At 48.5% G+C, this 9,339-nt stretch carries 9 protein-coding genes; all 9 read left to right on the top strand.

Annotated elements, in window-relative coordinates:
- Positions 1–835 (top strand): NADH-quinone oxidoreductase subunit C (locus H540_RS35255; RefSeq protein ID WP_028402163.1); only part of this gene is annotated, 835 nt, incomplete at its 5' end.
- Positions 836–840: 5 nt separating this feature from the next.
- Entirely contained in the window at positions 841–1,938 is a 1,098-nt protein-coding gene (locus H540_RS0120350; RefSeq protein ID WP_028402162.1) for an NADH-quinone oxidoreductase subunit D, read from the top strand.
- A complete protein-coding gene (gene nuoH, locus H540_RS0120345) occupies positions 1,938–2,939 on the top strand; it encodes an NADH-quinone oxidoreductase subunit NuoH (RefSeq protein ID WP_028402161.1) in 1,002 nt (333 codons plus the stop codon). The genes H540_RS0120350 and nuoH overlap by 1 nt, the downstream gene beginning before the upstream one ends.
- Before the next feature lie 73 nt (positions 2,940–3,012).
- Entirely contained in the window at positions 3,013–3,432 is a 420-nt protein-coding gene (nuoI, locus tag H540_RS0120340; protein ID WP_028402160.1) for an NADH-quinone oxidoreductase subunit NuoI, read from the top strand.
- Entirely contained in the window at positions 3,429–3,950 is a 522-nt protein-coding gene (locus H540_RS0120335; protein WP_028402159.1) for an NADH-quinone oxidoreductase subunit J, read from the top strand. Before nuoI ends, H540_RS0120335 begins: the two co-directional genes overlap by 4 nt.
- A complete protein-coding gene (nuoK, locus tag H540_RS0120330; protein WP_028402158.1) occupies positions 3,943–4,257 on the top strand; it encodes an NADH-quinone oxidoreductase subunit NuoK in 315 nt (104 codons plus the stop codon). The genes H540_RS0120335 and nuoK overlap by 8 nt, the downstream gene beginning before the upstream one ends.
- Positions 4,258–4,278: 21 nt before the next feature.
- Positions 4,279–6,141: an NADH-quinone oxidoreductase subunit L gene (gene nuoL / locus H540_RS0120325; protein WP_028402157.1), complete on the top strand. Its 1,863-nt coding sequence runs from the start codon at positions 4,279–4,281 to the stop codon at positions 6,139–6,141.
- Entirely contained in the window at positions 6,138–7,619 is a 1,482-nt protein-coding gene (locus H540_RS0120320; RefSeq protein WP_034671531.1) for an NADH-quinone oxidoreductase subunit M, read from the top strand. The genes nuoL and H540_RS0120320 overlap by 4 nt, the downstream gene beginning before the upstream one ends.
- Positions 7,620–7,631: 12 nt before the next feature.
- A complete protein-coding gene (gene nuoN / locus H540_RS0120315) occupies positions 7,632–9,143 on the top strand; it encodes an NADH-quinone oxidoreductase subunit NuoN (protein ID WP_028402155.1) in 1,512 nt (503 codons plus the stop codon).
- The last annotated feature ends 196 nt before the right edge of the window (positions 9,144–9,339 follow it).

Genomic DNA, 9,339 nt, shown 5'->3' with positions numbered 1-9,339 from the left:
GGAAGACCCGGCAGAAGCAAAGAAACGAGCGGCAGCAGAAGCCAAAGCGAAAGCGTTGGAACTAGCGAAGCAGCGTGCAGCAGAGAAAGCAGCAACTGAGGAAGCTGTGCAGGCGAAAGGCGAAGCTGGAGACGACGAGAAGGCAAAGGCAATCGAGGCAGCGAAAGCAAAAGCGGCGGCAGTGGCGAAAGCGAAAGCAGCAGCGCTTGCGAAGCAGCAAGCGAAAGGTGAAGCCGGAGACGACGAAAAAGCAAAGGCAATCGCAGCAGCGAAAGCAAAAGCGGCGGCAGCAGCGAAAGCGCGTGCGGCAGCCGGAGCAAAAACAGCGGCAGAGGAGCCTGCGGCGGCGGAGCCGTCACTGAATCAGCCTTACTTGGATAAGTATGTTGCGGTCATGAAGGAGCATTTGGGAGAAGACGTTCTTGAAGATTCCTATATTAATAGAATTTCAAAGGATGTGCCAACGCTTGTCATTAAGACGGAGCAGTATTATAAAACAATGGAATTTTTGAAGCGGAACGAGCAGCTTGCATTCGATTATGTATCAGAGCTGCACGGAACTGATTTCGTGACGCATATGGAAGTGTATGTGCATTTGTACTCGTATCGCAACAAGCAGTCCGTTGCGGTTAAAGCGAAGACGAGCCGTGACGAGCCGAAGCTTGCGTCCGTTACGCCGATCTGGGCAGGCGCAAATTGGCCTGAGCGTGAAACGTATGATTTGCTTGGCATTGTGTTTGAAGGACATCCAAACTTGACGCGCATTTTGCTGCCGGACGATTGGGTCGGATATCCGTTACGAAAAGACTACGAGCCGTTTGATGTGGAGGTGTAGCAAGCATGATTCGCACAGAAGAAATGCTTCTTAACGTTGGCCCGCAGCATCCAAGTACACACGGGGTATTTCGTCTCGTCATTAAAATTGACGGAGAAATCATTAAGGAAGCTACGCCGGTCATCGGGTATCTTCACCGTGGAACGGAAAAGCTGGCGGAAAACCTACAGTATACACAAATTATCCCGTATACAGACCGCATGGATTATTTATCTGCGATGACGAACAACTACGTTATCTGTCATGCGGTGGAAACGATGATGGGACTGGAAATACCGGAGCGCGCAGAATACCTTCGCGTACTTGCGATGGAGCTTGGACGCGTGGCAAGCCATCTTGTATGGTGGGGCACAAATCTGCTGGACATCGGGGCAGTAAGTCCGTTCTTATATGCATTCCGTGAACGCGAAATGATTATCAACTTCTTGAATGAACTTTGCGGCGCACGCTTGACGTTCAACTACATGCGTGTCGGCGGCGTAAAGTGGGATGCGCCGGACGGATGGATTGAAAAGGTGGCGGAGTTTGTTCCTTATATGAGAGAGCAGCTAAAAGGCTACCATGAGCTTGTAACAGGAAACGAAATCTTTATCAACCGTGTCAAAGGCATCGGGCCTTATACGGCTGAAGAAGCAATTGAGTATTCCTTGAGCGGAGCGAACCTTCGCTGTACAGGCGTAAAATGGGATCTTCGCAAGGATGAGCCGTATTCCATTTATGACCGTTTTGATTTCGATGTGCCGGTCGGCAAAAACGGCGATGCGTGGGATCGTTATATGTGCCGTATGTTAGAGATTGAGGAATCCTTGAAAATTATCGAGCAAGCAGTAGCGCAGTTCAAGGAAGGGCCGGTCATGGCGAAGGTGCCGAAAATTATTAAAGCGCCGAAGGGCGAAGCATTCGTACGCATCGAATCCCCGCGCGGAGAAATCGGCTGCTATATCGCAAGCGACGGAAAGAAAGAGCCGTATCGACTTAAGTTTCGCCGGCCGTCCTTCTATAACTTGCAAATCCTGCCGAAGTTATTGAAGGGCGAGAATATTGCGAACTTGATTACGATTTTGGGCGGAGTCGATATCGTACTTGGGGAGGTTGATGGCTGATGGTACGAAGCCTCTTAGAATCTGCGCCGAGCTGGACAACGTTTTTTATCTTTTTCGGATTGGCAACACTCCTTTTATTTGTAGTGCTTGGCTTCGTAACGTACGGCATTCTTGCCGAGCGTAAGGTTATGGGCTTTATGCAGGGTCGTATTGGACCGAACCAGGTTGGGGGGCGCTTCGGTCTCCTGCAGACAGTAGCGGATGTATTAAAGCTTTTGCTGAAAGAGGACACAATCCCGAAAGCTGCGGATAAGCCGCTCTTCATTTTAGGACCGGTCATCGCATTTGCACCGGCTTTTATGGTACTTGCGACGATTCCCTTTACAGATAAGCTGCAATTTGCGGACATTGGGGTAGGGCTTCTTTACTACATCGCCGTATCCGGTATTACGACAATCGGTATCGTGACAGGCGCATGGGCTTCGAACAACAAATATTCCCTTCTTGGGGGGATGCGTGCAGCGGCACAGATGATTTCCTATGAAATACCGCTTGTCATGAGCGTGATCGGTGTCGTGATGTTATCAGGAAGCTTAAATTTAAATGACATTGTGCATGCACAGCACAAGGTATGGTACATTTTCGTTCAGCCGATCGGTTTCCTCATCTTTTTGATCGCGGCTGTTTCTGAGCTGAACCGTACGCCGTTCGACTTGCCGGAAGCCGAATCCGAGCTTGTATCCGGTTATCATACAGAATACTCCGGCTTCCGCTGGGCGTTCTTTATGCTTTCTGAGTATGTATATTTCTTCGCGATGTCATCTTTAATCACGGTATTGTTCCTTGGCGGATGGCAGCCTGTCGCGTTCCTCGGATTTATTCCGGGTGCGGTTTGGTTCGCGTTGAAATTCAGCGCGGTTGTGTTCCTATTAATCTGGTTCCGCGTTACGTTCCCGCGTCTTCGTGCGGACCAGCTGATGGAGTTCGGATGGAAGGTGCTGCTTCCGGTGGCGCTTGCGAACATTTTTCTTACGGCGCTTATAAAAGGATTGTTCTTCTAGATGTGCAGTTCTGAGGGCGCATGAATCGGGCTCTTGGCCTCTAGTCAAGGGCAGGAAAAGAGGGGGAGACGACATGTTAGGGTTATTGAAGGGGATGAAATATACCCTAAAGAACTTAACGAAGGAGAAAGTCACATACGATTATCCGAACCAACCGCTTCCGCTTCCAGATCGCTTTCGCGGCATTCAAAAGTTCTATCCTGAAAAATGCATCGTCTGCAATCAATGCGCGCAAATTTGTCCGACAGATTGTATTCAGCTGACAGGGAAGAAGCATCCGGATCCGACGAAGAAGGGGAAGGTTATCGATACGTACGATATTAACTTCGAAATTTGCATTTTGTGCGATCTTTGTACAGAAGTATGTCCGACGGAAGCAATCGTCATGACGAACAACTTCGAGCTGGCGGAGTATACGCGTGATGATTTGTTTAAAAATCTGGAGTGGCTCGATGAAAACGATACGAACGTGAGAAAGGAGAATAAAGTATGAGCGGCGAGTTTATAGCATTTCTGACACTTTCGATAATCGCTATCATGGGCGGAGTGCTTATGCTGAACTTAACGAAAGTGATGCATATGATGCTGGCTCTCGTCTTTACGTTCCTTGGCATCGCGGGTCTTTACATTATGCTGTCGGCGGAGTTTGTCGGCGTCGTACAGGTTCTCATTTACTCCGGTGCTGTTACCATCATCATGATTTTCGGCATCATGCTTACTAAGCATAACGCCGAAAGTGAAACAAATGGCAGCGTCCGCTCGCTTTTGGTATTCCTTGCTGTTTTGGCATTCGGCGCGGTGATGTATTTTGCGGTGAACAACGTAGATTTTACGCCGGTAACGAAGGATGCTGCGCTTCACGAGCAAAATACGAAGCAAATCGGTGAGCTTCTTTACACGAAATATATCATTCCGTTTGAAGTAACATCCGTTCTGTTATTAGTCGCTCTTGTCGGAGCCATCATTTTGGCGAAAAAGGACGATGGGGAAGAAGGTGATTATCATGAGTAATGTTCCGGTATCAGGCTACTTGGCGCTTGCCATCATTTTATTTTGCATCGGCTTGTACGGGGCGCTGACAAAGCGCAATACGGTCATCGTCCTCATCTGTATCGAGCTGATGATGAACGCGGCCAATTTGAATTTAGTGGCATTTAGTAAGCTTGGATTGTTTCCAAGCTTAAAGGGGCAGATTTTTTCTTTATTCACAATTACAGTGGCGGCTGCAGAAGCGGCAGTCGGCTTGGCGATTTTGATTGCCTTATACAGAAACCGCGAAACGGTGAATATCGATGAGATGGATTCCTTGAAGCGTTAAGGGGAAAGGGGAGAAAAGACAATGATGAATTATGCATGGCTTATACCGCTTTTCCCGCTGCTTTCCTTTATTTTGTTACTTGTTATCGGCAAGAAGCTTAAGGAAGCAGGAAGCTTTATTGGTATGGGGCTGACATTCATGTCCTTTGCGGGTGCGGTACTGGTTTTAATCGAGCGTTTGTCCGCGAATACTGTGAAGCAGGAGTGGACGTGGCTAAATATCGGCGATAAAACAATCACATTCGGCTTTGAAGTGAATGCGTTGAATGCCTTAATGCTGTTCATCGTAACGCTCGTCAGCTTTTTAGTACATATGTATGCAAGAGGGTATATGCGCGGAGACGAACGGCTCCATATTTTCTATGCGTACCTCGGCCTCTTTACATTTGCGATGCTCGGTCTCGTTCTGGCAACGAACCTGCTGCAGCTGTATATCTTCTGGGAGCTTGTGGGACTCGGTTCCTTCTTGCTCATCGGGTTCTATTTCTTCAAACCGGAAGCGAAGGCAGCGGCGAAGAAGGCTTTCATTATGACGCGTATCGGGGATGTCGGCTTGTTCATCGGGATGATCCTGTTGTTCTGGCAGGTCGGCAGCTTTGAATATGATGCGATTTTTGAAGCGGTCAGCGCAGGAAAGATTTCCGCAGCGATGATTACGGTTACGGCAATTTTGATCTTTGTCGGAGCGGTCGGCAAGTCCGGTCAGTTCCCGCTTCATACATGGCTTCCGGATGCGATGGAAGGTCCGACGCCTGTATCGGCGCTCATCCACGCAGCGACGATGGTTGCGGCCGGGGTGTACTTAGTCGCAACAATGTTCCCGTTGTTCCAAGCGAGCGAAACAGCGATGACGACTGTGGCGGTCATCGGCGGCATTACAGCGATTTTCGCGGCAAGCATCGGCTTGGTGCAAACGGACATTAAACGCGTACTGGCATATTCCACAGTGAGTCAGCTTGGCTATATGATGCTGGCGCTTGGTTCTGCAGGCTATGTGGCAGGCGTCTTTCACTTAACGACACATGCATTTTTTAAAGCGCTGCTGTTCTTGGCGGCAGGAAGCGTTATTCACGCGGCACATACGCAGGATATCGAAAAAATGGGCGGTTTATTTTCCAAAATGAAAGTAACTGGAACCCTCTTTTTAATCGGGACATTGGCAATCAGCGGCGTGCCGTTCCTATCAGGCTTCTTCAGTAAGGATGAAATTTTGCTGGCAGCGTGGCAGCGCGGCAATTACGGCTTGTTCTGGCTGGCGGTCGTTGCGGCATTCTTCACCGCATTCTATATGTTCCGCCTTTACTTCTTAGTGTTCACAGGAAAACCAAGAGGCGATCAAAAGGGCGTTCACGAATCGCCAAAGATAATGACGATTCCGATGATGGTGCTCGGCGTACTGGCAGTTGTTGCCGGCTATATCAATACACCTTGGTTCGGTACGTTCCTTGGGGATTGGCTTACAAAGGACGTTCCGTTTCAGCATGAAGGGCACGGACCGTCTTGGATTATGATTGTCGCTGCGCTTGTATCGTTAGCGGGCATCGCTTTGGCATATTTCATTTACGGAAAAGGCGCGCTGTCCCGGAACTGGCTGGGCGGCAGAAATTCTGTTGTGTACGATATACTGAAGAATAAATACTATATCGATGAATTTTATGGCAGGAGCATTATCCTGCTTGTAAAGGGAATCGCCTTGATCCTGAACGCTGTGGAGAAGTATATAGTAGAAGGATTGGCACAAGTCATCGGAGGGATTGCCAAAGGAACGGGTGCGCTTGGGTCTAAGCTGCAAAGCGGCCAAGTGCAAACGTACGGAGCAGTTACCTTCATCGGTCTTGCGGTCTTGCTTGTCATTCTTGTTGTAACAGGGGGGTATCTACATTGAGTTATCTATTATCTATCTTCATCTTCTCCCCGCTTTTAGGCATTCTTGTTCTCATGTTTGCATCAAATGAAAAAACGGCGAGGTTTATCGGAACGGTCACGACATTGTTCCCGCTCGTTTGCTCGTTTGTTCTATACGGCACGTACTTATCCGGCAAAGGCTTTGACTCTTTCTCAGAGCACGCGAAGTGGATTCAGTTCGGAAGATTTGAGCAGGCGCCGGATTTATTCCGAATTGATTATGAGCTTGGCGTAAATGGCTTTTCTTTTATCATGATGCTGCTGACCGCGGTGCTGGCAGCGCTGGCTGCGGTAACGGCTCAGAAGATCACAAAGCAAGTGAAAAACTTTTACATTTTACTCTTATTGCTTGAAATCGGGATGCTTGGCGTCTTTGCTGCCGAGAACTTGCTGTTATTCTTCTTCTTTTTTGAAGTAACGCTTCCGGCGATGTTCTTCTTAATCGGGAAGTGGGGCAAATTCGAGAGCGAGAAAGCATCTTACAGCTATCTCATTTACAACGGAATCGGCTCTGCTATTCTTTTGCTCGTATTTGCTATCATTTTCGGGAAGACAGGCACAACGAACTTTGATGGAGTCACGGACGCATTGAACGGCGGAAATCCGCTCGGTCCGATTTCCGAGTCGCTGAAAACAGGGCTGTTCATCGCTTTGTTTATTGCTTTCGGCATTAAGCTTCCGATTTTCCCGCTTCATCGCTGGATGGTGAATGTGCACGTACAAGCTCCGCCTGCAGTGGTCATGCTGCATGCCGGCGTCTTGCTGAAAATCGGCGCGTACGGCCTTATCCGCTTCGGAATGGGCATGTTCCCGGAGGAGTTTGACAAGTTTACAACGCTCATCGCGATTCTCGGGGTCGTGAACGTATTATACGGGGCGTTCTTGGCACTCATTCAAACAGATTTCCGAAGGGTTCTCGCATACTCCAGTATTTCGCACATGGGTATCGTGCTGCTCGGTTTAGCTGCGGCGAACGAGGCGGGTGTAAAGGGTGCAATCTTCCAGGTTATCTCCCACGGCTTGATTGCAGCGCTATTGTTCTTCCTGCTCGGAATGATTGAAGATCGCTTCGGCACATCTGATATGAAATGCCTTGGCGGGCTGGCAAAGAATATGCCGCTCTTTAGCGGATTCCTTTTGGCGGGGGCTATGGCTTCCCTTGGACTTCCGGGAATGTCTGGTTTTATCGGCGAATTCCTTGCCTTCCTAGGTTTATTCGATACCATGCCGATTGCGGCAGCGGTCGGAACGCTCGGTATTATCTTGACAGCTGCTTACGTACTTCGCGCGGTTCTGTCCATTACATTCGGCAAATTCGAGCTTGACCGAAAAGCGGATGTGAAGGGAATGGAATTCTTGCCGATTCTCATTCTTCTCTTTTTCATTATCGCAATCGGGGTCGCACCTGAAATACTCGGCGGACCTTTGGGCTCTGCACTTCAACTGGTAGGGAGGTAGGATAGAATGGATATGCAAACACTTCTAAGCTTACACTGGGGCTTAATGATGCCGGAATTTATTATTGTCGGTGCCGCCATCCTTCTATCGCTCCTGGATTTATTTTTGAAAGATACATGGGGGCGTAAACACTTAGCGTACGTAGCACTCGGTGCGGTTGTGCTTTCCCTCGTTTCCTTGGTGATGCTGTACGGAGAGCCTGCCGGCGGGATTTTAAACGGCACGTTCGTATTGGACGGCTTTGCAAAAGCGTTCAAAACTATTTTATTAGCCGGTGCAGCACTCGTATTTCTGCTTGCGATGAGCGATACGAGGGAAAAATCAATTACAGATACGGGTGAATATTACTACTTGTTTTTAACAGCGCTTCTCGGTGCGATGTTTATGACATCGAGCGATGATATGATTACGCTGTTTGTAGGATTAGAGCTTTTGTCTCTATCCTCCTTTATCCTTGTCGGCATTCGCAAAAAGCATACAGGCTCGAACGAAGCAGCAATGAAGTACATCATTAACAGTGGTATTGCCACGGCAATTACGCTGTTTGGCATGAGCTATTTATACGGGCTGACAGGCACAACGAATGTCTTGGAGATGAGAGCTATTTTTGCACAAGGCGTGAGCGGCGATATTGAGCTGCTGCTTTCTTTGGCATTTCTCCTTACGTTCGTCGGATTGTCCTTCAAGCTTGCAACGGCACCGTTCCACATGTGGGCGCCGGATGTATACCAAGGAGCGGCAACGCCGGTTACGGCATTTTTAGGAACTGTATCAAAGCTTGCCGGATTCGTCATTATTCTGCGCATCTTCCTTATGATTTTTGCTGGTATTCCAGTGAAGGAAGGCACGGAATCCTTGCTGACAAATATGCAAATTTACATTGCTGTTTTGGCAGCTATTACAATGATTGTCGGAAATACGGTGGCGCTCAAGCAGCAGAACGTGAAGCGTATGTTTGCATACTCCGGTATCGCGCATGCCGGCTACTTGCTTGTGCCATTCGCGACGCTTTCCTCGTTCACGCTCGACAGCATGTGGTTCTACATGCTGGCATACTTGCTGATGAATATCGGAGCATTCGCTATCATTCATGGCCTAAGCCGTGAAAGCGGACGTGAAAATCTCGGCATTTTCGCAGGCTTATATAAACGGTCTCCGGTCACGGCGGTCATGATGACAATCTTCATCCTATCGCTTGCAGGCATTCCGGGAACGGCCGGTTTTATTGGAAAGGTGAACATCTTCCTTGGCGTGTTTGCCGGAAATGCTTCGAACTACGTGCTGCCAGCTATCATGATGGCAACGACAGTCATATCGTTCGTTTATTATTTCCGCATCCTGCAGCTTATGTTCTTCCGAAGTTCAGAAGGGGAAAAGCTGTCGATGCCGATCAACCTGCAAACCGCAGCTATCCTTTGCGCCGTGTTCACAATCGTGCTCGGTATTCTTCCTGAACTTGGATATGCCTTTTTTTACGAGAACTTTCCATTTGCGAAAGATTTCTTTTATAACGGAGAAAATTAACGTATAATAAGGAATCATGTAGAAAAGTGTAGAGTATTGACTCTGCACTTTTTTTAAGGGAAGAAAATGTAAGAGATGGAAGATGGAGAGAGATTTGCTGGGAACGAGCCGGCTCCGCTTTTCGTGATGTCTAGCTCCGCCGGCTAGGTGCTGCCGTCCAAGAACCTCCGCCGCATAAAGGCAAAAAGCGCCTTTA

It is taken from the genome of Ectobacillus panaciterrae DSM 19096, from assembly GCF_000430785.1.
GTDB classification, from domain to species: domain Bacteria; phylum Bacillota; class Bacilli; order Bacillales; family Bacillaceae_G; genus Ectobacillus; species Ectobacillus panaciterrae.
This window is presented reverse-complemented; position numbering and strand designations above follow the sequence as displayed.